Origin of the sequence: Nocardiopsis sp. RV163, from assembly GCF_001029525.1 — a bacterium.
In the GTDB taxonomy this organism is placed as follows: domain Bacteria; phylum Actinomycetota; class Actinomycetes; order Streptosporangiales; family Streptosporangiaceae; genus Nocardiopsis; species Nocardiopsis dassonvillei.
Genome location: NZ_LEKI01000051.1, coordinates 1 through 23,528 on the forward strand (window position 1 = coordinate 1; position 23,528 = coordinate 23,528).

A 23,528-nucleotide genomic window follows, 5' to 3' on the forward strand; every position below is an offset into this window, starting at 1 on the left:
GTTCCTGGGTGGGCCCCCTTGTTTCCAGTCAACCGTGGTGGGGGGTGGGGGCGCCAGAGCGTCCTGCGTCCTGTGGACGACCCACGCCGGGCACTCGCCGGGAGCGCTCAGGCCGACACCGCGCCCGGGGCGGGGGCCACGGACGCCCGCTGGGCGTGCTCGCCCTCCTCGACCTGCCGGACGACAGGCACGCCGATGGGCGCAACACGGAGGCACGAGTCACGGAGGCCCCTGCACGGCGCACGCTGAGCACCGCGGTCACGGCCTCGTCGTGCGCCTGGGGGTGAGAAGGGGTGGGGGCCCGCGTCGGGGGGACTGCCTCTGGTTAGTCCTCGTCGGCTTCCGGAATGTCGATGAGCTGCCGCAGCAGCGCAAAGAAGTCTTCTTCGCTCATCGCCGACCAGTCCACGTACTCGTTCATGGTCTGCGATTTTCCCCAACCCGGGGCTGATAAGCCTGTGTTCGCCGTATTGGTTCGGGAAGTCTCGGTTAACGAGCCGTTAGCGCAGGTGGTCGGCTTGGTCACCGCAAGCCTGGAGGACCCGCCGGATCGGCTGAAGGGCCTGCCGGATCACACTCACGACCCCGGCCGAAAGAAACCGAAACCTGTCCCCTAACCCTCCCCCGGGCGATGCGCCCAGGACGTGCGGGACACCGGGACGCGGCGCGGGGACGGCCGACCGTTCGGCACGCCGTTCGAACTCCCGCAGTCGGACGTTTCGGATTCCCGCCGGTCAGGTGTTCGCTCCCGCCGCTGCCCCCCCGCCGCCGGTGGCGCCCCCTCCGAACCACCACGACAGCGCCTCAGACGCGCTGCTGGAGCGCTCCCCGGCACTCGGGGCACCGGCACCGCTTGTTGTACCCGGTGACGGTCCCGTGTGGCAGGGAGGGGTCACGCTGCTCGGTGAGCGTGAAGTCGAGCTGGTCGCCGAAGGCCGTGAGGATACGGCCGGTCGAGAAGACCTGGGCCGGGCTGACGTCGAGTTCGGCCGCGGCCTCGTCGATGTGCTTCCCCATCCGGAGTTTCGCGATGAGACGGGAGCGGGTGCTCGGCGGCATCTCCGCCTCCGCGTTCGCGATCAGCTGCTCGGCGTCGTCAATGGGGTAGCTCATGGGTTTCCTCTATGTGTACGGTTACGCCCGCCGAAGCAGGCACCTCAAGCATCGTACGCGGTTTCTCCACGCTGGCATGAAGATGAGACATACAGGACAGGAGTAAGCAGACGCCCCTGCCATCTCTTCGATCACCGGGCCTCTGAGGCGCCGCGTCTCTCAGTTCACCGCTCACCGCTCCGCCGAGGACACCGGGTCCGCCGGATCGCGGTCCCGCGATAGGCCGGGAGGGCCGGGGCATACCGGCGGTCACGGCCTTCCACGGAGTTTCGGTCGTGCTCTGGCGACCCGCATTTCGCGAAGGTCCCAGAACCCGGCGGCTGATGTGATTCCTGGTGCGCTGGCCTGGTGCGCTTGTTATTAATGTTACCCCTGTTGTTCCCGTTGCTCTTGTTTCTCAAGCGCCCAGAGAAACACCGTTCCATCCCTCACCTTCAGCCTTCCACGTCCTCGCCCCCGCTGGTCCTCGCCCCCGCTCCTGTTTCGTCCAGGACTTCGCCGCCACTCGCCGTTCCGTTTCCCTCCGCAGCTCCGTTCCCCTGCCGCACCCACCGGGACCTCGTCCGCCTTCGATCCCGCTCCGCTCTCCCCCGCTCCCCCCGCCGGGTCTCCCCCGGTCACCGCCCTCATGACGAAAGGCGGGTTTGCCGTTCCGCGACCCGGGTTTCCGCCCTCCGTAATGCATCGAATCGGCAGTTGTTTTCTAGAAACTCATTGCTAGATGCTAGGTGGCGTGTTTCGCTGGTGGTACATCTCCGCCACTCTGCGTCATGGGATCATCGTTATGGCCAGTCCCACGGTCCGTCGTCGACGTCTGTCCGCCGAACTCCGCCGCCACCGCGTACGGGCGGGTATGACCCTCAGCGATGTCGCGGACGAGCTGGAGTGGTCCCCGGCCAAGCTCGGCCACATCGAGACCGGGATCCGCAAGTGGCCCTCGGTCATGGAGATCTCCGCCCTCCTGCGCCTGTACGGCGTCACAGGAGGGCAGCGGGAGGCCATCCTGACCCTCGTCCGGGAGTCGCGCCTGCGTCCCTGGTGGACCGAGTACGAGGACGTCCTGTCCTCCGCGTACGTGGGCAACGAGGCGGGCGCCGTCTCCGTGGAGTCCTACGCGGGCATACTCGTCCCCGACCTCCTACAGGTGCCCGACTACACCGCGGCGGTGGCGCGGGCCCTGGGCCACGGCGAGCGCGCTGTCGAACGCATGGTGGCCGCCTACCTCAAGCGTCAGGAGGTCCTGGACCACGGCGGCCCCGACATCGGCTCCTCCGGAAGCCTCGTCCGCTACCACGCCATCGTCGAGGAGGACGCCCTCCAGAGGGTGTCCGGGAACCGCGAACTGCTGCGCGCGCAGACCAGCCGCATCGTGGAGCTGGCCGCGGGCTCCGATCGGGTGACGGTCCAGCTCCTGCCGACCTCGGCGGGCCCGCACCCCGGCGCCGCCGGGCCCTTCTCAGTCCTGGAGTTCGACGACGACGAGGCGGCCCTGGCCTATGTCGAGGCAACCCAGGGCGGCTCCATCGTGGAGGCGGAGGAGTCGGTCGCGGCCTGCAAGCGGGTGTGGTCCGAACTCACCCGGATCGCTGCCTCTCCGCAGGCCAGCCTGGGTGTCCTGCGCAGGATGGCGCTGCTGACCTGAGGCCCCGCGTGCGCTCCTCACGTATCGGGTGCAGAAGTTGGTGGAAATCGGTCCACTGTGGCGGGGACCGCTCCCGGCGGCTTGCTAGTCTGCTTGGTGACAACCTCATAAAGTTCTCTGCGGAGCCCCCGTCCCGGACGGGAGCCCGCGTTGACGCACCGGATTAACGAAAGGGTCCAGACAGTGAAGAAGATCATCGTTCTGGCGCTGGTGGCCCTCGGGGCTTTCGCCGTCTACCGCAAGATCCAGGCGGACCGCGCCGAGCTCGACCTGTGGACCGAGGCCACGGCGGCCAGCGAGAGCTGACCGGCGGACCTCCCGGCCGCCCGAGCGGCCATGGGGATTCCACAGGGCGAACCGGGGACCGGCGTGAGCCGTCCCGGCCCGCTCGTGAGTGACACGAAGACGTGGGTGGGCCGATGATCCCGAGGTGCGACCCACGGCTTTGTGCTGCTTCCGGGCTGCGAACCGTGGATCCGCGTGCGGGATCCCGGCCGGGTGAGCGGGACCGCCCTCCGATGAAGGTATGCTCTCCAGAGTGACCAGGGCTCGCGCCCGGGTTCATGGGGCCATAGCTCAGCTGGCAGAGCGCCGGTTTTGCATACCGGAGGTCAGGGGTTCGACTCCCCTTGGCTCCACCCAGGAAAAGCGCGGAACAGGCGTTGTGACGGGGACTCCCTGCGGGGGTCCCCGTTTTCCGTTGCGGGAGGCCGGGCCGGACGCAGGCCGTGTGGCGGCGGAGCCCGTCGTCCCCGAAGGCCCCCGGGACGCCCCTTCCTCCGCGCTCCGGGGAATCGCGGGCGCTCGCGCGGCGCCAGCGGACACGGCCGGGTCCGCGCCGTGCCCCTGACGGGGGCCTTCCGCGCGGGCGGTGCGGCTCTTGGAAGATACGTCGCTAAAAAGCGGAATGGGCGTTTCGGACCGACCCGTAAAGCCCCTTCCTCCGCCTGAGTCCACGCAACTGATTTTGTTACTAATCGGTAGTTCCGGTTCGTCCGCCAAGGTGTGAAATGGGTGGCGGGTGTGGTCGCACGGTACGTACGGTCGGGGGGTCCGTATAGCCCGTTCGGATGACATGGATGACGCAGAGTCCACTTCGCCCGGTCGCGTCCGGGTACCCGGTCCCACTGTGTCAGGGGTATGAATCCGCAGGTCATAACCCATGTAATGGAAAGCCGGGGAGGTGCCTTCACGTCTTCGCGCATCCGGCTCGCCCCTACCATATGCAGTTACTCTGCGTGTGTGTATGATGACACTTCCCCTTAGTGCAATGGTCCTACTGGGCCATATGAGAAATAGGCCTCTTGGGGTCTGTTGGTGAACTGGGACGAACCGTAGTTTCGACACCAGCGACAACGAGGAAGACAGCGCGCCGAAACGATCGACCCCCGAAGGCGAGCCTGGCGGCCCCCGCCCGGCCTCGTAGCACCGTCCTCGGATCGGCCCGCTTCTCCTCACCCGCCGGCGGTCGCGCCAGCCGGCGGATTCCGATCACCACACATGCTGATCTTGGGAGTGGGGCAACATGTGGAATGAGAAGATGGCGGCCCGTGCCAAATGCCGCGAGATCGACCCGGACGCGCTGTTCGTGCAGGGCGCTGCGCAGAACCGCGCCAAACTGATCTGCCGGGGCTGTCCGGTCCGGACGCAATGCCTGGCGGAGGCGTTGGACAGCCGCATCGAGTTCGGCGTCTGGGGAGGCATGACCGAACGCGAGCGCCGTGCCCTGCTGCGTCGGCGCAAGGACGTCACCAACTGGTACGAGCTGCTCACCAGCGCGGAGCGCCAGTACGAGCGGGAGCAGGCCGAGCAGGGGCCCACGACCTCTCCGACCCCGGTCGAGGCTCCGGCGCTGACCTCCTCCCCCGCACGGGAGCCGGCTTCGGTTCCCGCTCCGGACCCTGCCGGGGCCGTCGCGCCGGTCCCGACCCGTATCCCCTCCGCCGTCGCCGCCAGGTGACGACGGGCTCCCGGGGAGGGGAGCCCCGGCGCTCCGGGGAACCGGGCAGTGGCGGCCCGACAGCCGGGGCCCGGCAGACGAAAGTCGATGCGGCCTCCACCGAAAGGGGGAGGACCGGGTCAGGGGAGGATCAGGGACGGCCCCGATAGCCGTAGCCGTTCCTATGGCGCATCATGAGGGGAGTACGGCCGATCCGTGCCGTACTCCCGTCGCCGTTGGGAGTGGGAGTGGCTGTGCAGGACCCTCAGTATCCGGCGAGGCGCCCCTGGGAACCGCAGGCCAGGCCGCAGATCCGCCTCACCGACGCCGAACGCGACGCCGCGATCACGGTCCTCCAGGAGGCCTTCGGCCGCGGCCAGCTCGACGAGGAGGAACTCGACGAGCGCACCGACAGGGCCATGCGGGCCAAGTTCGGGGCCGACCTTGCTCCCCTCACCGAGGACCTGGGCGTCACCCCGGCGGGGACGCCCCAGGCGGCCCCCGGCCCCTTCGGCCGTTTCACCGGTCAGGAGGGCCGCCAGAGGGCGGCCTCACGTGAGCCCCTGCCGAGCACCCCGGTCGACCGGGTCGTGGCCGCGGTCGGGCACGCGGGGAACTACTTCCTCCCCGTCATCGCCCCCCTGCTGCTCCTCCTCGTAAGCGACAGGATCTCGCCCTACGTGCGGCGACAGGCCATGGAGTCGCTCAACTTCCAGCTCTTCTGCGTCATCGCCGGACTCACGAGCCTGGCGCTGTTCTGGCTCGTCGCTCCGCTGCTGGTGACGCTGGCGGTCGCCCTGGGCTGGGCGATCCTCCCGGCCATCGCCAGCATCTCCAGCCTCTTGGGCAACAACTGGCGCTACCCCTTCACCGTGCGCGTCCTCAAGGACTCCTGAGGGCCCGGTCGGAGGCGGGGCCGGGGCAGCACCGGAGAGCAGCCTCCGAAAGCCTCGGACCGCACGGGCGCCCCGGAGCCGGGCTCGGTGGTCCACACGCACCCCGCCCGCGCACACGCCCCCCGACACGACGAAGCCGGGACGGAAGGATCCGTCCCGGCGGAGGGAGGGTAGCCAGTCCGGGGCCGGGGTCTCCCCCGCACGGCACGGCTGTCCGTCTCTCGTCGCTCCCGCGATCAGCCCTTGTGCCCGGGCTTGCCGTTCTCCTTGGCCCGGTTCTCGCCCGCGGCGGTGCGAACGGTCTCCTTGGTCTTGTCCTTCGCGGTCTTGGCCGCCTTGGCGGTCTCCTCCGCGGCCTCCGTGGCCTTGCCCGCCGTCGCCGAGGCCCGCTCCTCCAGGTTCTCCCGCGTCTCGCGGACCTGGTCGCGCGCCTGGTCCAAGTGCTCCTGCCACTCGGCGTCCTGGGCCGCCTGCCGCATGCGGACCAGCGAGTACACCACGATGCCGCCGACCACGGCGGCGCCGCCGATCAGGACTCCCCGGGGGACCCGGCGGTTGCCCCGCCGGAGCAGCATGAGCCCGCGACGACCCGGGTTCGGGTCCACGCGGTGGGCGGCCGCAGTGAGCACCTCGGCGACCCGCGGTGCCACGGTGTCCTCCACGCGCAGCGCGGCGCTCTCCAGCCGGGGTGCGGTCCAGCCGCGCGCCTGGAGGAGCTTCAGAGCGGCCTGGTCGCGTGCCTGGTCGGCGTACGGGCCCAGCCGTTCGGCCTGTTCCCGGGCTTTCTCCCGGGCCATGCCCTGCAGACGAGCCAAGCTCGCCTCAGTCTCCTTCTTGCGTGCCTTGAGTCGCTTGGAAGAGATAGGCACGTCGTCAGCTCCTTCGGTCGTTCACCGGTTCTGCGGTCTCCACCCGGTGCGGCCGACGCTCGACGCCACACGGATGGTTCCTCCGTCGTCCTTACCCGTTACCCGGGTGTTATCTCAACATACGTCCTCTCCGGGTGTGATCTTCGTTTCGACACCGGCGGAGGGCTTTTCTCCTGTCAGCCCGCCGCGAACGGAGGGCCCGGGAACAGGGGGGAACACCCTCCGGGGTCGCGCGGACGCCCGGGGCGATGGAGGGGCCCGTCCCGATGCGGACGGAGTCCCGGGCGCCGCGGAGGCAGGAGCGGCGAGCTGCCCGGACGCCGCGCGACCGCGGTGGAACCGGGACTAGCCCGGAGGGCGGACGGGTAACGTGAGCACGTAAACGAAGTCGACCGAAAGGCACGTAGGTGTCCGACTCCACGGCTCAGCCCACCGCGCGGCTGAACACCTCCAAGGGAACCATCGTCATCAGGCTGTTCGAGAAGGAGGCGCCGGAGACGGTCGCCAACTTCATCGGCCTGGCCGAGGGCTCGAAGCAGTGGGTGGACCCCACCACGGGCAAGCCCTCCAACAGCAGCCTCTACGAGGGCACGATCTTCCACCGCGTCATCGACGGTTTCATGATCCAGGGCGGCGACCCGCTCGGCACCGGTCGCGGCGGCCCCGGCTACAAGTTCGAGGACGAGATCCACCCGAACCTGCGCTTCGACCGCCCGTTCCTGCTGGCCATGGCCAACGCGGGCCCCGGCACCAACGGTTCGCAGTTCTTCGTCACCGTGGACAAGCCGTACTGGCTCGACGGCCGCCACACCATCTTCGGTGAGGTCGTCGAGGGGGACGACGTGGTCACCGCGATCTCCAAGGTCGCCACCGACTCCCAGGACCGTCCCACCGAGGACGTGGTGATCAACAGCGTCGAGATCACCCGATAGCGGTGACGGCGCCCCGGCTCCGAGGAGGAACCCGCCCATGACCGCATCCCCACCGCCGTCCGGAGCGGCTCCGGAGCCGGAGCGCCCGGCCCCGCGCACCTGCTACCGCCACCCCGACAGGGAGACGGGGGTCGGCTGCAGCAGGTGCGAGCGGCCGATCTGCCCGGACTGCATGGTCGAGGCGTCCGTGGGCTTCCAGTGCCCCGGGTGCGTCTCGGAGGGGAACCGCGGGGTGCGCCGGGCCAGGACCGCCTTCGGAGGCAGGGCCGTCGCCAAGCCGTACGTCACCTGGACGATCCTCGGCATGATGGTGGCCGGGTTCCTCGCCCAGTTGGGTACGTCCACCCCGGTCGGGCAGGCGGGCGCCTCGCCGCTGGTCTGGGAGTTCGCCATGCTCGGCGTCGGCCGGGTCGAGGACGGAACCCTGCTCGGGGTGATCCCGGGCGAGTGGTACCGGCTCCTCACGGCCGCGTTCCTGCACGGCAGCGTCTTCCACCTGCTGTTCAACGCGTACGCCATGTACCTGCTGGGCACGCAGTTGGAGCGCTGGCTGGGACACGTCCGCTTCCTGGCCCTGTGGGTGCTCGGCGCGCTCGCGGGATCGGTGCTCAGCCTCCTGGCGGAGCCCAACCAGTTCTCCGTCGGCGCCTCCGGAGCGATCTTCGCCCTGTTCGGGGCGGTGCTCGTCATCGGCAGGCGGCTGGGCCTGGACCTGCGCATGATCGGCGTCCTGCTGGCGGTCAACCTCGTGCTGACCTTCGTGGTCCCCAACATCTCGTGGACCGCGCACATCGGCGGGCTGGTCGCCGGGCTCGTGCTCGGCGCGGTGTTCGCCTACCTGCCCGGAAGGTCCGCCGGGAACCGGGCCCGTGCGGTCACGCACGTCCTGCTGGTGGCGGCGTTCACCGCCCTGCTCGTGGTACTGGTGGCCGCGGCGCCGCTGATCATCCTCCGCTGAGGGCGGAGAGGCCGGGGCCCGGAGGAACCTCCTCCGGGCCCCGCGCGGTCTCCGGACCCCTGTGCGCGGGCATGGCGAAGAGAGCTACCCACAGCCTGTGGATAACTCTGTGGAAAACCCGTGTCGGTGCTGTTCACCCGGGTGCGGACATGCCAGTGGAGAGCACCCGGAGGGAGGGAGGGCCCGCCGTCGTCGCCGGGCGATTCGACCGCCCGGCCGGGGGTCAGTGCCAGCGCGTGGACAGGATGACGGCCACGATGATGCCGCTGAAGCCGATCAGCAGGTTCCAGTTCTGCCAGTCCTGCATGTAGGGGATCTGGCTGCCCGCGATGTAGTAGACGGCGATCCACAGGATGCCCAGCGTGAAGAAGCCGAGCATCGCCGGTGCCAGCCAGCGCGGACTGACCTTGGGCTTCTCCTTCGAAGGAGGCGGTGTGTAGACGGCCTTCTTCTTGCGATCGCTGCGGGACTTGGGCACGGTCGCTGCTCCAGTACGTGGGGCGGGTTCCTGAACGAGAACACAGTCTACGCCCCGGGGGGAGCCCCCGTCACCGGCGGGAGGGCACCGGATCCGCGTCAGGTTCCGGAGACGCCGGGTCGCCCCAGGACAACTCTGGGAACCCGTCCACGGCGCCGCCCCTGCGACCCGGACGGGCCCCGTACACGACGGCGGGCCGCCCCGTGCTGTCGCACGGAACGGCCCGCCGTCACGTCCGGTCCGCTCAATCCCTGCGCATGGAAGGGAACTCGAAGCCGCCGTCGTCGCCGCCGGGCGGGGTCTGGCCCCCGTCCTCACCGTCGGGAGGGGTCTCCCCGCCCTCGCCCGGAGGGGACTCGCCGCCGTCGTCGCCGTCCGGCGGCCCCTCCGTGGCCGGTTCGGTGGCGAGCACGACGTTCACCGTGCTCCCGGGAGCCACGTTCTGCCCCGCCCCCGGGTCCTGCCGGATGACCGTGCCGACCGGGCCCTCCCCGCTCGGCTCCTCGGAGAAGGAGGCGCTCAGGTCCCTCTGCGCCAGAGCCGACTCCGCGCCCTCGCGGGTCATGCCGACCAGGTCGGGTACCTGCACCTGGTCGGGGCCCGAGGAGATCAGCAGCGTGATGTCGGTGTCCGGTGCGACCGACTCCCCGGCGGCCGGGTCGGTGCCGATGGCCTGGCCCTCGGGCACGCTGTCGTCCGCCCTCTGCTCGGAGGTGACGTTCTCGAAGCCCGCGTCGTTCAGCGTGCCGGTCGCGTCGGACTCGGACTGGCCCTGCACGGACGGGATCTCCAGGGCGTCCGGGCCGCTGGAGACGTACAGGACGATCCCCTCGTCCACCGGGACCTCGTCGCCGGCGGGCGGGTCGGTCTCGATGACCTGGCCCTCCTCGACGTCCTGGCTGGCCTGCTGCTCCTGGGTGACGCTCTCGAAGCCCGCCTCGCTGAGGGAGGACTGGGCCTCCGCGACGGTGGACCCCGCCACGTCCGGTACCGCGGCGGTCTGCGTCTCGGGATCCCCTCCCCCCAGGTTCATCAGCACGAACACCAGGATCAGGGAGGCGATCACGCCGACGCCCAGCAGGACCCACAGCGCGGTCTTGCCGCGGCCGTCCTTGCCGCGGTCGTCGTAGCGGTCGTCGTCGTAGTCGTCGTAGTCGTCGTAGTCGTCGTACCGCTCGGCGGGCGCGGGCGGCATCGCCGTCGTGGCGCCGGCGGCGGCCATGGCCATGGTGCCCGCCTGGGTGGGCATCCCCGCCAGGCCGCGCTGGATGTCGGCGCGCATCTCGGCCGCGTTCTGGTACCGCTCCTCGCGGTTCTTGGTCATCGCCCGGAGGGTGACGTCCTCCAGCCAGTGGGGGATCTGGGGGTCGATCTCGGTCGGCGGGACCGGCTCCTCGCGCACGTGCTGGTAGGCGATGGAGACGGGCGAGTCGCCCGTGAACGGCGGACGGCCCGTGAGCAGCTCGTAGAGCACGCAGCCGGTGGAGTAGATGTCGCTGCGCGGATCCACCCGCTCACCGCGCGCCTGCTCCGGGGACAGGTACTGGGCGGTGCCGATGACCTGCGAGGCCTGCGTCATCGTCGCCTGGTTGTCGTCCATGGACCGGGCGATGCCGAAGTCCATGACCTTGACGTCGGCGTTGCGGGTCAGCATCACGTTCGCGGGCTTGATGTCGCGGTGGACGATCCCGTTGTCGTGGCTGTACTCCAGCGCCTTGAGGATGCCGTCGACCAGCTCCGCCGAGCGCTCCGGCAGGAGGCGTCGGTCGTCGTCCAGCAGCTCCTTCAGGGTCCGCCCGTCCACGTACTCCATGACGATGTAGGGGATGGACACCCCGTCGATCATGTCCTCGCCGGTGTCGTACACCGCGATGATGGCCGGGTGGTTCAGGGAGGCGGCGGACTGCGCCTCCCGTCTGAACCTGGCCTGGAAGATGTGGTCCCGGGCCATGTCGTGTCGGAGGGTCTTGATGGCGACGAGCCGATCGAGACGCAGGTCGCGTGCGCGGTAGACCTCGGCCATGCCGCCGCGCCCGACGATGGTGTCGAGCTCGTAGCGTCCGCCGAGGAGCCGGGGCTGGGACATGTCGTGTAGTGATCCTCGTGTCTTCCGGAGGCCGCCCGCGGGCCGCCGCCTACCCTGAACGTCTCTCGCTCATGGTCTCTAGGTCGTGCCTGCTTCTTCTCCGCCGCCGTTGTTACCGCCGCTGCCGCCGTCATCGCCGCCACCGTTGTCTCCCCCGCCGTTGCTCGGCGGCGGTTCCTCGGTCTCACCCGTGCCGGGGTCCGGCGGAGGGCTCTGGCCGCCCTGGGGGTCGTCGTCCTCGCCGTCCTCGGGAGCGTCGCTCTCCTCGCCGCCCTCCTCCGGGGACGCTGACGGGCTCTCCACCGGATCCTGCGGCTGCGTGTTCCAGCCCGTGTCGCCCTCCGGAGCCGCGGGGACGTCAGCCGGAGCGGACTCCACGGGCTCCTCGGTCTCCTCGGGGGAGGAGGAAGGGGTTGCCGCGGGCGGGTCGACGGTGTCGCGCATGTTGCCCACCTCGGACCTCCCGTTGGACAGGAATCCGGCCACCACCGCGGCCGCGATGATGATCGCCGCGGCCGCGGCCGCGAGGATCACGGGCACGCTGACGCGGCGGCGCTCCGGTGCCCCGGCCAGCCTAGCCGACGCGTCGTCCTGACCGGCGACGGCGGTCGGCTGACCCCCGGTCCGGTACGTCATCGCGCCCGAGCCGGGCCCGGTCACCGCTCCCACCACGGCGGTCTGCGCCATGCCCTGGAACCCGTTGGAGGGCGTGGGCGGACCGGTTCCGGCGTTGGAGCGGATCACCGCGGCCGTGTGCGCGACCTCGCTGGCCGACGCGGGCCGGTCCTCGGGCTCCTTCAGCAGAAGGGAGGACACCAGGTGGTCGACGTCGTCGGGCACGTCCTCGGGCAGCTCCGGCGGCTCCTCGCGGGTGTGCGCCAGAGCGAGCGCCACCGGGGTGTCGCCGGTGAACGGCGGTGTTCCGGCCAGGCACTCGTAGGCCACCACGCCGAGGGCGTACAAATCCGAGGAGGAGGTCGCGGGCCTGCCCGAGGCCTGCTCGGGGGAGATGTACTGGGCGGTCCCCATGACCATGCCGGTCTGGGTGAGGGTGACCGACATGTCGCCGCGGGCGATGCCGAAGTCGGTCAGCTTGAGCTGGCCGTCCGGGGTGACCAGCAGGTTGCCCGGCTTGATGTCGCGGTGCACCACGCCGCGCGCGTGCGCGGCGGCCAGGGCCTTGGCCGCCTGGTACACGAAGTCCAGGGTCTGGTCCGCGCTGAGGCGGCCCTGCTCTCGCAGGACCTGCGAGAGCGGTTCGCCGACCACGAGTTCCATGATCAGGAAGGCGCGGCCGTTCTCCTCGCCGTAGTCGTAGACCTGGGCGATCCCGGGGTGGGAGAGGCCGGCGGTGATCCGGCCCTCGGTGCGGAACCGCTCCCTGGCCGTGGGCTCGGCCATCTGGGAGGGGTGCAGCAGCTTGACCGCCACGGGCCGGTTGAGCAGGGTGTCGGTGGCCTTCCAGACCGTACCCATGCCACCGGAGCCCACCTGCTCCTCCAAGCGGTAACGGTCGCTCAGAACGGTCCCGGTGAGGTCACCGGGACCGTTCTGGGAAGACGGTTCGTAGGCGCTCACTACTGAACCACTGCCTCCATCATCTGCCGGGCGATCGGCGCGGCCAGTTCGTTGCCGCTGCCGCCGCCGTACTCGACCACGACCGCGACCGCGACCTGCGGGTCGTCAGCCGGGGCGAAGCCGATGAACCAGTTGTGGGTGGGGCTTCCGTCGCCGGTCTCGGCGGTACCGGTCTTGCCCGCGACCTCCATACCGGAGATGGCGGCGTTGGTACCCGAGCCGCCCGTGCCGGTGACCAGGGTCATCATCTCGGTGAGGTCCTCGGCCGTGCTGGCGCTGATCGCCTGGGAGTAGCTCTCCGGGCTGGTCTGGGTTACCACGGACAGGTCCGAGTCGCGCACGGTGTCCACCGCGTAGGGCTTCATGACCTCACCCGAGTTGGCCACGCCCGCGGCGACCATCGCCATCTGGAGCGGGGTCGCCTGCACGTTGGACTGGCCGATGCCGGCGCGGCCCAGGATGTTGCGGTCGGTCTCCACCGGGGCGCTGCTCGGGATCACCGACAGCGGGACCGTCAGTTCCTCCTCGCGGTTGAACCCGAACGCGGTGGCCTGCTCCGACAGGGCGTCGCCGCCCATCTCGATCGCCCAGTTGGCCATCGAGGTGTTGCAGGAGATCTGGATCGAGTGGGCCAGGGTGTCGGGCTGGCCGCCGTTGCAGGTCCCGCCCGGGGTGGCGTTGGGCAGTGTGCCGCCCAGCTCCAGCACGTCGGGCGCTTCCTGGGTGGTCTCGGGGGTGGCGCCCAGGTGCTCCATGGCCGCCGCGGCGGTCACCACCTTGAACGTCGAACCCGGCGGGTAGAACTCGTGGAGGGCCCGGTTGAGCAGCGGCTTGCGCGGGTCGGCCTCCAGTTCCGTGTAGTTGGCCACGGCCGCCTCGGTGTCGGTGACGCTGACGACCTCGTCGGCGTCGTAGGACGGGTAGGACACCGCGCCCAGGATCGCCCCCGTGCCGGGGTCGAGCGCCACGGCCGCGCCGTTCTTGTCGCCCAGGCCCTGGAAGGCCTCGTAGCCCGCCTGCTGCACCTCCGGGTCCAGGGTGAGCTGGACCTGGGCGCCCTCGGGCTCGCGGCCGGTGATGATGTCGCGGAAGTTGCGCACCGCGAGCCGGTCGTCGGTGCCGTCGAGGAGCGAGTTCTCGGTGAGTTCGATGCCCGAGGCGCCGTAGGTGCGGAAGGACCCGACGATCGGCGTGTACAGTCCGCCGCCCTGGTACATGCGCTGGTACTGGGGGGACTGGCCCTCGTCGGCGATGTCCTCCGAGTAGGCCACGTTGTCGTCCGCGACCAGGATGGGACCGCGTGCCTCGCTGAGCCGTTCGGTGAACTGGCGCCGGTTGAGCGGGTCGTCCTTGATCGCCTGCGCCTGGAAGCCCTGGAGCCAGGTGACGTTGGCCATCAGGATCAGGATCAGCAGGAAGGCGAAGATGCTGAGTCTGCGGATCGGTGTGTTCATCGTTGGATCACCTGTGTCGCGCCCTCGTCCTGGATGGCCTGCGGTGCCGGGCGCCTGGCGTTGTCACTGATGCGGAGCAGGATCCCTATCATGATCCAGTTCGCCATCAGCGCGGAGCCGCCCGCCGCCATGAAGGGCGTGGTCGAGCCGGTCAGCGGGATCACCCGGGTCAGGCCGCCCAGGACGATGAAGACCTGGTAGGCGAGAAGGAAGGCGACACCGCTGGCCAGCAGCTTGTTGAACGCGCCGGTGGTCGCGAGCGCCATGCGCATGCCGCGCTCCACCAACAGGCCGAGCACCATGAGGATGGCGAGCAGGCCGGTCACGCCCAGCTCCTCGCCGACCGTGGCGAGGATGAGGTCGCTGTCGGCGGCGAAGGTGTCGTAGAGCTGCCCCGCGCCGAGGCCGGTGCCGAAGAGGCCGCCGTAGGCCATGGCCACCAACCCCTGCACCAGTTGCGCGCTGCCGCCGACCGCGTCGTAGACCTCCTGGTCGAAGGCGTTGAACCAGATGTTGACTCGGGCCTGGACGTGCCAGAAGAGCAGGTAGGCCACGAACGCGCCGCCGACGAACAGGACCAGGCCGATGGTCACCCACGAGGAGCGCTGTGTGGCCACGTACAGCATCGCCAGGAACGTGCCGAACAGCAGCAGCGAGGTGCCCAGGTCGCGCAGGAGCACCAGCATGCCGATGGCCAGCACCCAGCCGACCAGGATCGGCGCCAGGTCGCGCGCCCGGGGCAGTTCGATGAGCGTGAAGCGGCCGATCTTGATCGGCTTGCCGACGATCTGCAGGACCTGGCGTTTGCTCATCAGATAGGACGCCAGGAAGATCACCAGGGCGATCTTGGCGAACTCCGAAGGCTGCATGGTGAACGGCCCGATGCCGATCCACAGCCGGGCTCCGTACACCTCCTGGCCCAGGCCCGGGATGATCGGCAGGGCGAGCAGGATGATCGCGACCAGACCGCTGATGTAGGTGTAGCGCTGGAGGACCCTGGGGTCCTTGAGGAAGATGATGATGAGGAAGCACAGGACCAGGCCGACCGCGGTCCACATCACCTGCGAACCGGCCCCGGCGCGCTCGATGTCCTCGGCCTCGCCGGCCTGGATGCGCCAGATCATCGCCACGCCGATCCCGTTGAGGAAAAGCGTGCAGGGCAGGATCAGCGGGTCGGCGTAGGGCGCCACGAAACGCATCGCCACGTGCGCGGCTGCGGACAGGGCCGCGAAGGTCAGGCCCACCGTCCACATCGCGCCGGGGACCCGGCCGTTGAGGTTGACGCCCGCGATCGCGATGCCCGCCATGGTGATGACGATGGCGAAGAGGATGAGTACCAGTTCGGCGTTGCGCCTCTTGACTGGCGGCAGCGCGGTGGGCGCCTCGGGTTCGGAAGCCTTACTCACGCGGGCTCACCCGGACCCTTCCCCGGTCCGGGCCCCGGACGTGCCCTCGCTCAGCACGTCCACGCTCGCCCGGGCGTCGTCCAGGCTCTCCGCGGGCAGTGTGTTCTCCACCGAGCCGCGGTCGGCCTCCGAGAGCGAGTCCAGGGTGATCCCGGTCTCCTCCACCTCCTCCGACAGGCTGAAGCCCGCGATGTCGGTGTTGATGCCCTGGTAGATGCTGACGGTGTCCCCCGAGGGGGAGGGGCCCACGTAGTACTGGCTGTTCACGTAGCGGCTGCCGAAGTAGTACGTGGCACCCGCGACGACGGCGACCACGACCACGAACACCAGCACCATCGGCCACCAGCGCCTGCGGCGGTACTCGGGTTCGGGACGGCCCCGCCGGTCGGTCGGCGGGGCCTCGTAGTCGTCGTAGTCGCTGTTGTAGGGCTCCTGGTAGGCGCCGCCCGCAGCGTAGGCGTCCGGGCCGGGCTCGTCGCGGACGGGGTCCATCTCGGCGGTGTCGCCGGACCCCCCGCGCAGCTCCTGCGCCCGTCTGGCGGGCGTGTCGTTGCCCTGGTCGACGTTCTCGCGGCGCTGGTCGGCGGCGCCGACCACCTGGGAGGCGCGGGTGGGCCCCTCGCTGTCGGTCTCGGCCTCGATGACGTCGGCGACGACCGCGGTGATGTTGTCCGGGCCGCCTCCGCGGATGGCCAGCTCGATGAGCTTCTTGGCCGCGCTGCGCGGGTCGGCCTCGGTGGCGAGGGTCTCGTGGATTGTCTTCTTGCTGACCACGCCGGAGAGCCCGTCGGAGCAGAGCAGGTAGCGGTCGCCCGTCTTGGCCTCGCTGATGGAGATGTCGGGGTCGACCGGGCTCTTGCCGTCCAGGGCGCGCAGGATGAGGGACCGCTGCGGGTGGGTGGCGACCTCCTCCTCGGTGATCTTGCCCTCGTCCACCAGGGTCTGCACCAGGGTGTGGTCGTGGGTGATCTGCTCGAAGCGGGGGCCGCGCATGAGGTAGGCGCGGGAGTCGCCGATGTGGATGAGCGCCACCCGCGGACCGGCCCAGAGCATGGCGGTCAGGGTGGTGCCCATGTTCTCCAGTTGGGGCTCCTCCATGATCCTGCGCGACAGGGAGGCGTTGGCCTGCTCGACGGCGCGCTGGAGCACCTCGGCCATCTCGTCGGACCGGGGCGGCTCGGAGTCGAGGCGGCGGATCGAGGAGATCGCGATGGAGCTGGCCACCTCGCCGCCCGCGTAACCGCCCATACCGTCGGCGACCGCGAGGAGGTTCTGGCCGGCGTAGCCGGAGTCTTCGTTGCCTTCGCGGAGGCAACCTACGTCGGAGTACGCCGCGTATCGGAGAGCGATTGTCATTTGCGCAGTTCCAGGACGGTTTTGCCGATACGGATGGGCTGTCCCACCGTGATGGGCTGGGGGCGGTTCAGCTTCTGCTGGCCGAGGTAGGTGCCGTTCGTCGAGTTCAGGTCCTCCACGAACCAGCGGCCGTTGTCGGAGTAGACGCGCGCGTGGCGGCCGGACGCGTAGTCGTCGGTGATGACGAGCGTGGAGTCCGGGGCGCGTCCGATGAGGATGGGCTGCGAGGCGAGGTCGACGCTGGTGCCCTTGAGCGACCCCTGGGTGACGACCAGGGCCGTGGGCTCGTTCCGGCGCGCGCGGGGCTGCCGTGGCGGCCGGGCGGGCTGCGCCGACGAGTACGACGCGGAGGGGTCCTGGTCCCGGCGCGGCGCCGCCGGGCGCGGTTTCCTCCGGGGCTTCTTCTTGGAGCCGAAGAGATCCGTGCGGATCACACCGATCGCGGTGAGGACGAACAGCCAAAGCCCCGCGAGATACACGATCTTGATCAGTATGAGGGTCAAGTTGGACATCGAACTGCTCTTCAGCCCCTGTCGTGCTTCGGCCGGGATGGCGGTCATCTGCGCCGCCACCGTGTCTGCCCACCTTCGGGTCGGTGAGTCTCGAGGTCGCTGGACGCGGCCTGCGGCCGCGGCCATTGTGCCCGATCGGTCAGGTCTTCGCGGAGACTACCTTCCCGGCCGGATATCCGACAGCGGGCCCGAGCCCGGCCCGCCCCTTGTCAGACGCCGGCGGAACCGCGTTGGTTTTCCGGTTCCGCCGCCGGACGTCAGTCGCGGCGGAACGTCATGGTGGTGCGGCCGAGGCTGATCCTGCTGCCGTCCACCAGGCGGGCCTGCCTGACCTGTTGTCCGTTGACGAAGGTCCCGTTCGTGGACCCCTTGTCCACGAGGACGGCCTCGTCGCCGTCCAGCCGGATCTCCACGTGGTGGCGGGAGACGCCGTTGTCTACCAGGCGCAGGTCGCAGTCGGTGCCGCGGCCCAGGAGGGTGACCGGGGTGGTCAGCTCGAAGGACTGCTGCATCCCGTGGCTGGCGATGGCGCCCTCGGCGGCGGCGCCGCCGGGGGAGATCAGCAGGCGCGGACGCCCGGCCTGCTGCTGGCCCCCGCCCGGACCGGGGTCGCCTACGGGCTGGCGGACCTCGCCGTCCTTGCCGACCATGGTGCCGCGCACGACGCCGGAGCGGATGCGGAAGCGGCCGGTCTTGAGGCCTTCGTCGGACCTGAAGTGCACGCGGACCGGCCCGACGAAGGAGTAGCCCTGCTCCGTCGCGTAGTCGCGTGCCAGCTTGGACAGCTCCTGCCCCAGGCTGTCGGCGTAGACTTCGAGGCGCTCCTTGTCGCTGCTGGCCAGCTCGACGATGAAGTCGTTCGGAACCAGGGTGCGGCCCTGGGCGACGATGGCCGCCCGCTCGTCCATCTCACGCTGGACGGCGCTCGCCACCTCGACCGGTTGGAGCTCGGACTTGAAGGCCATCGCGAAGGTGCCTTCGATCATGCCCTCAAGCCTGCGCTCGAAGCGTTGGAGCACTCCCACGAGGTACCTCCCTTTGTACTCCACTTCGTATGTGTAGACGATCGTAACCGGGTCAAGGTGCCCCTGGTTTCAGGCGCACCCCCGGGACGGCCGCCCGGAGGCCGTGGACCGGTGGTCCGAAAAGCGTGTGCGACCCACCTTCAGACCGTGCTAGCCTTATGCATGTCGCCAGGGGGAAACGGCCCGAAAGCCCGGTTCACCTGGCAACAAAACTGAATGGCATGTCACTCGGGCGGGTGGCGGAACGGTAGACGCGCACGGTTCAGGTCCGTGTGTCCGAAAGGATGTGAGGGTTCAAATCCCTCCTCGCCCACGTTGCGCGGGTTGCTGCTCGCCGACCTCCGGTCGGCTCGCGGCAGCCCGCGATCTGTTTTTCGGGGGGCGACCCCCGTACCCCCGGTTGGCGCGGGTCGCTGCTCGTCGGCCTCCGGTCGGCTCGCGGCAGCCCGCGATCTGTTTTTCGGGGGGCGACCCCCGTACCCCCGGTTGGCGCGGGTCGCTGCTAGCGGTCAGTCTCGGGGCACGACTCCCTCATACCCCGGTGGCGTCGGATTACCCGGCGAGGGCCGTTCGACCCCTCCACCGGTTTCCCGCTTCTCCCGGCCTCTTCCCCGGTCCCGCGGCCGGACCGGGAGCGCGCCACGGACCGGAACCGGGCGGCGCCCCCGCCCGGTTCCGGTCCCGGCACCCGTGTCCTTCCTCTCCCCTCGGTCACCCGCTCCAGCCGCTCGCCGGTCGAGACCCGTTCCGGTGAGGCCTCGATCCGGTCGAAGGAGCGGTGTTCCCGGCTCCCGCGAGGGCGAAGCGGACCGGGCCCGCCTGCGGGACCGCGGGTCCCAGGCGCTCAGCCGCGTGCGGCGACCTCCTCCCGGTCGGACCCGCCGGGCCGGTCGACGGGGTCGAGTTGGACACCGCAGGCCAGGCGCCGGGTGTGGTCCACGACGCGCGTGGGCCCGTCGAGCAGCACCGGCACGGTGTGCCGGACGTCCTCGCTGGACGCGGACAGCAGCAGCTCCAGGCGGCCGGGTTCGACGAGGCGCCGCGCGTCCGGGCCGGTGTAGGAGGCCAGGTCGGCGTGGACGGAGAAGTCCACCGCCCTCGCCTCCCCGGGCTCCAGGTGCACCCGCGCGTAGCCGATCAGCTGTCTGCGGGGCCTGGCCACCTGGGCGACGGGGTCGTGCAGGTAGAGCTGGACGACCTCGGTCCCGGCGGCCCCGCCCACGTTGCGGACGGTGCAGCCGACGGTGAACTCGCCGTCGGTGCCCACCCGGGGGACCTCATCCGGTCGGACGGCGCCCGCGTCCACGCGCGGGTCCTCCCAGGCGAACCGGGTGTAGGACAGGCCGTGGCCGAAGGGGTGGCGAGGGGTGGGGTCCACCGAGCTGACCTCGCTGCGGTGGGCCAGTTCGGGGCCCAGGTAGGTGGCGGGCTGGCCTCCGGGCGCGCGCGGCACCGACACCGGCAGGCGCCCGCTGGGATTGACCCGGCCCGAGAGCACCCCCGCCACGGCGGGCATGCCCTCCTCGCCGGGCAGGAAGGCCTGGACTACGGCGGCCAGCCGGTCGGCGACCGGGCCCAGCGCGTAGGGCCGTCCGGACACCACCACCGCGACCACGGGGGTGCCGGTGTCGGCCAGGGCCTCCAGGAGCTCCTGCTGGACCCCGGGAAGGCGCAGCTCCTCGGCGTCGCAGCCCTCGCCGGAGGTGCCCCGTCCGAACAGGTCGGAGCGGTCGCCCACCACGGCCACGCACACCCTCGCGCGCCCGGCCGCCGACACGGCCTCGGCGAAGCCGTCGGTGGAGTCGCCGTCCACCGAGCATCCGGCGCGGTGCTCGACGCGGACGCCGGGCAGCTCGCCGCTCAGGGACTCCAGCAGGGTGGGGATCTCCACGCCGACGGCGGTGCCGGGGTGGCGCCTGCCCACGTGGGCGGGGAAGGAGTAGCAGCCGAGCACGGCGTCGGCGGTGTCGGCGAGCGGGCCGACCAGGGCCAGGTCCCCGGTGTCGGACAGGGGGAGCGCGTCGTCGGTGTTGGCGAGCAGGACCACCGAGCGCTCGGCGAGTTCGCGGGCCAGCGCGCGGTGTTCGGCGGGGTCCAGGTCCACGGCGACGGCGGGGTCCCCGGGCTCAGGGGACCAGTCGGCGTCGAGCAGGCCCAACTGGCACTTCTGCGTCAGCACGCGCCGGGCGGCCCGATCGACCAGCTCCTCGGGCACCTCGCCCGAGCGGACCAGGGCGGTGAGCCGGTCGCCGTAGCAGTGCACGGTGGGCAGTTCGACGTCCACGCCCGCGGCCAGGGCCAGGGCGCCGGCCCGCTCGGCGGAGTCGGCGACGCGGTGCAGGGTCTGGAGGAAGGCGACTCCGAAGTAGTCGGCCACCACGGTGCCCTCGAAGCCCCACTGGTCGCGCAGCAGGCCGGTGAGCAGGCGCGTGTCCGCGGCGGCGGGCACCCCGTCGTTGTCGTTGTAGGCGGACATGACCGACCCGGCGCCCCCGTCGCGCACGGCCATCTCGAAGGGGGGCAGCAGGATGTCGGCGAACTCGCGCGGGCCGATCGAGACCGGCGCGAGGTTGCGGCCGCCGCGGGAGGCCGAGTAGCCCGTGAAGTGCTTGAGGGTGGCCACGATCCCGGCGGACTGCAGGCCGCGCACGTAGGCGGTGCCCACGGTCCCCACGAGGTGGGGGTCCTCGCCGATGGTCTCCTCGGTGCGGCCCCAGCGGGGATCGCGGGACACGTCCAGCACGGGGGCCAAGCCCTGGTGGACGCCGACCCGGCGCATGCTCGCGCCGATCTGCGCGGCCATCCGCTCGACCAGGTCGGGGTCGAAGCTGGCGCCCCAGGCCAGGGGGACCGGGTAGATCGTCGCGGTCCAGGCGGCGAACCCGGCCAGGCACTCCTCGTGGGCCAGGGCCGGGATGCCGAAGCGGTTGGCGGCCATGATCTCCCGCTGGCTGCGGGCCAGCGACGCCCGGCCGGCGGCCGGGTCGACCGGGGCGGTGCCGAAGGGCCGCGTGAGCTGACCGAGGCCGTGCTCGATGACCTTCTCCCAGGCGGGGGGCTCCTGGGTGAGGTCGTGCTGGTGCGGTGCGACGGCCTCGCCGGAGGCGTCCGCGCTCACCCACACACCGTGAAGCTGGGCGACCTTCTCCTCCAGGGTCATCGATCCCAGCAGTCGCTCGACGCGCGTCGCGCCGGGGAGGGAGGGGTCCCGCCAACCTTCGTCGGCGGCCTCCCGGTCCGCGACGTGTTCCGAGGGTCCGGTCATGTGGGTGGGCCTTCCTGTGCTCAATGGGGGTGCGGGGGAGTGGTGTGTCCGGATGGTGGCCCGCGCGCCATGGAAATCCGAAACTTTCGAATTTAGTATCGAAACTTACTGACGCAGAATGTACGTAGTCCCGGTAGGCGGGTCAACCCCCGCGAGAGATACACGTCACAGGAAGGTGGTGACCTGCGGTGCTGAAAAGAGGGCTGCGGGCAGTGGGGAAAGGGTTTCGCCAGGCGCGCCCAGGGGAACTCGAAGGTGTTCGAAACTTTCGGAAAAGCGGCCGGGGCCAGCCGCCCGGGCCTCCCCGAGTCTCCGAAGGGGCGGATGGGACACTTCGGGCGTGGGAATTCTCGAACGACTCCATGAGATCGGGCGGCCGCTGGTCGCCGAGCAGCGGGCGCACCCGACCGTCGCCGGGATCGCCCGGGGCGACCTGGACGAGCGCGCCTTCCGGTACTGGCTGGAGCAGGACCACCTCTACCTGCTCGACTACGCGAGGGCCTTCTCCCGGCTGGCCTGGCAGGCCCCCGACGGGCACCTCGCCGACCTGGTGGGCATCGCGCACAGCACCCTCAACGAGGAACTGGAGCTGCACCGCTCCCTGTCCGGGGAGTTCGGCGCCGACCTGACCACCCGGGACAAGGGTCCGGCGTGCGCGGCCTACACCGCTTGGCTGCTCGACGCCGCCGCCGACTACCGCGACGGGCTCGCCGCGGTCTACCCGTGCATGTGGGGCTACAACCAGCTCGGGCTCGCGCTCGCCGAGAGCCGCCCGGAGGAACCGCGCTACCGCCGGTGGGTTGACACCTACGCCGACCCGGAGTTCACCGCCCTCACCGAGCGCTACGGGCGGATGCTGGAGGAGGCCGCCCCGGAGCCCGGGCGCGCCGAGCGCCTCTTCCTGGAGGGCATGCGCCACGAGGTCGCCTTCTGGGACACGCCCCACACGGCGCGCACCGCCTGAACCGCGCGCACGCGCGACGGGGAGCCCGGCGGCGCGGCCCGGCTCCCCGCTCTGCCGCCCAGTGCAGCCCCGTCAGGGGTTGAGCACCGTGGACAGGGTCTCGAAGCGCTCGATCTCGCAGCCGTTGCGCTTGTTGAACTCGGTGTCGACCTCGGTCCCGCCGACGTGCCCGGTCACGTGGACGACCTCGGGGCCGCCCACCTGCATCGTGCACATCATGTCGGAGGTGTCGCCGCTGGTGAAGGGGCCGGTGCCGACCTCCTCGATCTCGGCGCAGGCCGCCTCGGGGTCGGGGTGGTCGCCGCCCGCGGGGGAACAGGTGAGGGTCCACACCCCCTCCTCGTAGCCCTCCGCGGGCTCCAGGCCCTCGTCCCCGCTGAGAGTGCGTTCGATGGTGAGGCTGGTCTCGGCCTCCCCGCCGCCGGTCTCCCCCGGCGGAGGGGAGGCCGTTTCGGAGGCGGAGGAGCTGGTGTCGTCGGGTGCGGACCCGGGTGCGTTCACCTCGGCGGGTTCGTTGCCGCAGGCCGTGAGGAGCAGGCCAAGGGCTGCGATGGCGGCGAGGCGGACCGGCAGGGCCGTCGCGAAGGTGTGCTGAGCCATACAGTTCGGACGCGGGGGGTTTCCGACGGGTTCCCCCGCTTCTCACATTTTTCGGAGTACACGGATACAGGGAGTCACATGTTCGGCAGCGGTGTTCCGGAGGCCAACGCCACCGAGGTGCCCGAGGGCGCCTACCTCCTCGACGTCCGCGAGGACGACGAGTGGAACGCGGGCCACGCGCCCGACGCGACGCACATCCCGCTCGGCCAGCTCAACGAGCGCGCGGACGAGGTCCCGCGCGACCAGCGGGTCTACGTCGTCTGCCGCGTGGGCGGCCGCTCGGCGCAGGCCGTCGCGGCGATGAACCAGGCCGGGTGGGACGCGGTCAACGTCTCCGGCGGCATGCGGGCCTGGCAGCACGCCGGACGCGACATGGCCGCGGGGGGCGGCGCGGAGCCCCGGGTGATCTAGCGCCCAGGAGCCGATTTGGCTCCGATTGCGCAAAGCCCTGCCCC

The 23,528-nt window shown here is 70.7% G+C and carries 20 protein-coding genes and 2 tRNA genes; 10 read left to right on the forward strand and 12 right to left on the reverse strand.

Annotated features, from left to right (window positions below; genetic code table 11):
- Positions 1 to 804 precede the first annotated feature (804 nt).
- Complete coding sequence (locus tag ABD54_RS11610) at positions 805 to 1,113, reverse strand: hypothetical protein (protein ID WP_047869472.1); 309 nt, start codon at positions 1,111 to 1,113, stop codon at positions 805 to 807.
- 784 nt (positions 1,114 to 1,897) lie between these two features.
- Between ABD54_RS11610 and ABD54_RS11615 the strand changes: the two genes are divergently transcribed.
- The 5 genes from ABD54_RS11615 to ABD54_RS11630 all read left to right on the forward strand — a co-directional run bounded on the left by ABD54_RS11615 (position 1,898) and on the right by ABD54_RS11630 (position 5,590).
- Positions 1,898 to 2,755 (forward strand): helix-turn-helix transcriptional regulator, encoded by an 858-nt coding sequence (locus ABD54_RS11615; RefSeq protein ID WP_082166781.1) that lies wholly within the window; start codon positions 1,898 to 1,900, stop codon positions 2,753 to 2,755.
- A 183-nt stretch (positions 2,756 to 2,938) separates the two neighbouring features.
- Positions 2,939 to 3,061, forward strand: coding sequence for a DLW-39 family protein (locus ABD54_RS28970; RefSeq protein WP_014912962.1), 123 nt, complete (start codon positions 2,939 to 2,941; stop codon positions 3,059 to 3,061).
- Positions 3,062 to 3,320: 259 nt separating this feature from the next.
- Positions 3,321 to 3,393 (forward strand) — tRNA-Ala (locus ABD54_RS11620).
- 887 nt (positions 3,394 to 4,280) lie between these two features.
- Positions 4,281 to 4,715 (forward strand): WhiB family transcriptional regulator, encoded by a 435-nt coding sequence (locus ABD54_RS29505; protein ID WP_047869474.1) that lies wholly within the window; start codon positions 4,281 to 4,283, stop codon positions 4,713 to 4,715.
- A 233-nt stretch (positions 4,716 to 4,948) separates the two neighbouring features.
- A complete protein-coding gene (locus tag ABD54_RS11630) occupies positions 4,949 to 5,590 on the forward strand; it encodes a DUF1707 and DUF4870 domain-containing protein (protein ID WP_047869475.1) in 642 nt (213 codons plus the stop codon).
- A 236-nt stretch (positions 5,591 to 5,826) separates the two neighbouring features.
- On the opposite strand, the gene ABD54_RS11635 is transcribed toward ABD54_RS11630, so the two are convergent.
- Positions 5,827 to 6,459 (reverse strand): hypothetical protein, encoded by a 633-nt coding sequence (locus ABD54_RS11635; RefSeq protein WP_047869476.1) that lies wholly within the window; start codon positions 6,457 to 6,459, stop codon positions 5,827 to 5,829.
- Positions 6,460 to 6,866: 407 nt separating this feature from the next.
- Between ABD54_RS11635 and ABD54_RS11640 the strand changes: the two genes are divergently transcribed.
- Positions 6,867 to 7,391, forward strand: coding sequence for a peptidylprolyl isomerase (locus ABD54_RS11640; protein ID WP_047869477.1), 525 nt, complete (start codon positions 6,867 to 6,869; stop codon positions 7,389 to 7,391).
- A gap of 37 nt (positions 7,392 to 7,428) precedes the next feature.
- Positions 7,429 to 8,349, forward strand: a complete 921-nt coding sequence (locus ABD54_RS11645; protein ID WP_200904094.1) for a rhomboid family intramembrane serine protease — start codon at positions 7,429 to 7,431, stop codon at positions 8,347 to 8,349.
- Between the two features lie 223 nt (positions 8,350 to 8,572).
- Here ABD54_RS11645 and ABD54_RS11650 read toward each other — a convergent pair whose 3' ends face one another.
- The 8 genes from ABD54_RS11650 to ABD54_RS11685 form a co-directional block, all read right to left on the reverse strand.
- The gene (locus ABD54_RS11650) at positions 8,573 to 8,827 is read right to left on the reverse strand and encodes a cell division protein CrgA (protein ID WP_013156232.1); all 255 of its coding nucleotides are present in this window, start codon (positions 8,825 to 8,827) and stop codon (positions 8,573 to 8,575) included.
- A 244-nt stretch (positions 8,828 to 9,071) separates the two neighbouring features.
- Complete coding sequence (pknB, locus tag ABD54_RS11655) at positions 9,072 to 10,913, reverse strand: Stk1 family PASTA domain-containing Ser/Thr kinase (RefSeq protein ID WP_047869478.1); 1,842 nt, start codon at positions 10,911 to 10,913, stop codon at positions 9,072 to 9,074.
- A 78-nt stretch (positions 10,914 to 10,991) separates the two neighbouring features.
- Positions 10,992 to 12,491: a serine/threonine-protein kinase gene (locus ABD54_RS11660; protein WP_047869479.1), complete on the reverse strand. Its 1,500-nt coding sequence runs from the start codon at positions 12,489 to 12,491 to the stop codon at positions 10,992 to 10,994.
- Entirely contained in the window at positions 12,491 to 13,945 is a 1,455-nt protein-coding gene (locus ABD54_RS11665) for a penicillin-binding protein 2 (protein ID WP_047869480.1), read from the reverse strand. Before ABD54_RS11665 ends, ABD54_RS11660 begins: the two co-directional genes overlap by 1 nt.
- Positions 13,942 to 15,351 carry an FtsW/RodA/SpoVE family cell cycle protein gene (locus ABD54_RS11670; RefSeq protein WP_047869481.1) on the reverse strand — a complete coding sequence of 470 codons (1,410 nt, stop codon included), beginning with the start codon at positions 15,349 to 15,351 and terminating at the stop codon, positions 13,942 to 13,944. Before ABD54_RS11670 ends, ABD54_RS11665 begins: the two co-directional genes overlap by 4 nt.
- Positions 15,352 to 15,357: 6 nt before the next feature.
- On the reverse strand, positions 15,358 to 16,707 hold the full coding sequence (locus tag ABD54_RS11675) for a Stp1/IreP family PP2C-type Ser/Thr phosphatase (protein WP_047869482.1): 1,350 nt from the start codon (positions 16,705 to 16,707) through the stop codon (positions 15,358 to 15,360).
- The gene (locus ABD54_RS11680) at positions 16,704 to 17,267 is read right to left on the reverse strand and encodes an FHA domain-containing protein (protein WP_047869498.1); all 564 of its coding nucleotides are present in this window, start codon (positions 17,265 to 17,267) and stop codon (positions 16,704 to 16,706) included. Before ABD54_RS11680 ends, ABD54_RS11675 begins: the two co-directional genes overlap by 4 nt.
- Positions 17,268 to 17,476: 209 nt before the next feature.
- A complete protein-coding gene (locus ABD54_RS11685; RefSeq protein WP_082166782.1) occupies positions 17,477 to 18,238 on the reverse strand; it encodes a DUF3662 and FHA domain-containing protein in 762 nt (253 codons plus the stop codon).
- 236 nt (positions 18,239 to 18,474) lie between these two features.
- On the opposite strand from ABD54_RS11685, the gene ABD54_RS11690 reads away from it, so the two are divergent.
- Positions 18,475 to 18,557: transfer RNA gene (locus ABD54_RS11690), tRNA-Leu, on the forward strand.
- Between the two features lie 531 nt (positions 18,558 to 19,088).
- Here the strand turns inward: ABD54_RS11690 and ABD54_RS11695 are convergent.
- Positions 19,089 to 21,509, reverse strand: a complete 2,421-nt coding sequence (locus tag ABD54_RS11695; protein WP_047869483.1) for a glycoside hydrolase family 3 N-terminal domain-containing protein — start codon at positions 21,507 to 21,509, stop codon at positions 19,089 to 19,091.
- Positions 21,510 to 21,849: 340 nt separating this feature from the next.
- On the opposite strand from ABD54_RS11695, the gene ABD54_RS11700 reads away from it, so the two are divergent.
- On the forward strand, positions 21,850 to 22,473 hold the full coding sequence (locus tag ABD54_RS11700; RefSeq protein ID WP_047869484.1) for a TenA family protein: 624 nt from the start codon (positions 21,850 to 21,852) through the stop codon (positions 22,471 to 22,473).
- 72 nt (positions 22,474 to 22,545) lie between these two features.
- On the opposite strand, the gene ABD54_RS11705 is transcribed toward ABD54_RS11700, so the two are convergent.
- Positions 22,546 to 23,073: an SSI family serine proteinase inhibitor gene (locus tag ABD54_RS11705; protein WP_047869485.1), complete on the reverse strand. Its 528-nt coding sequence runs from the start codon at positions 23,071 to 23,073 to the stop codon at positions 22,546 to 22,548.
- 78 nt (positions 23,074 to 23,151) lie between these two features.
- Here ABD54_RS11705 and ABD54_RS11710 point away from each other — a divergent pair, with 78 nt between their 5' ends.
- On the forward strand, positions 23,152 to 23,484 hold the full coding sequence (locus tag ABD54_RS11710) for a rhodanese-like domain-containing protein (RefSeq protein ID WP_047869486.1): 333 nt from the start codon (positions 23,152 to 23,154) through the stop codon (positions 23,482 to 23,484).
- The last annotated feature ends 44 nt before the right edge of the window (positions 23,485 to 23,528 follow it).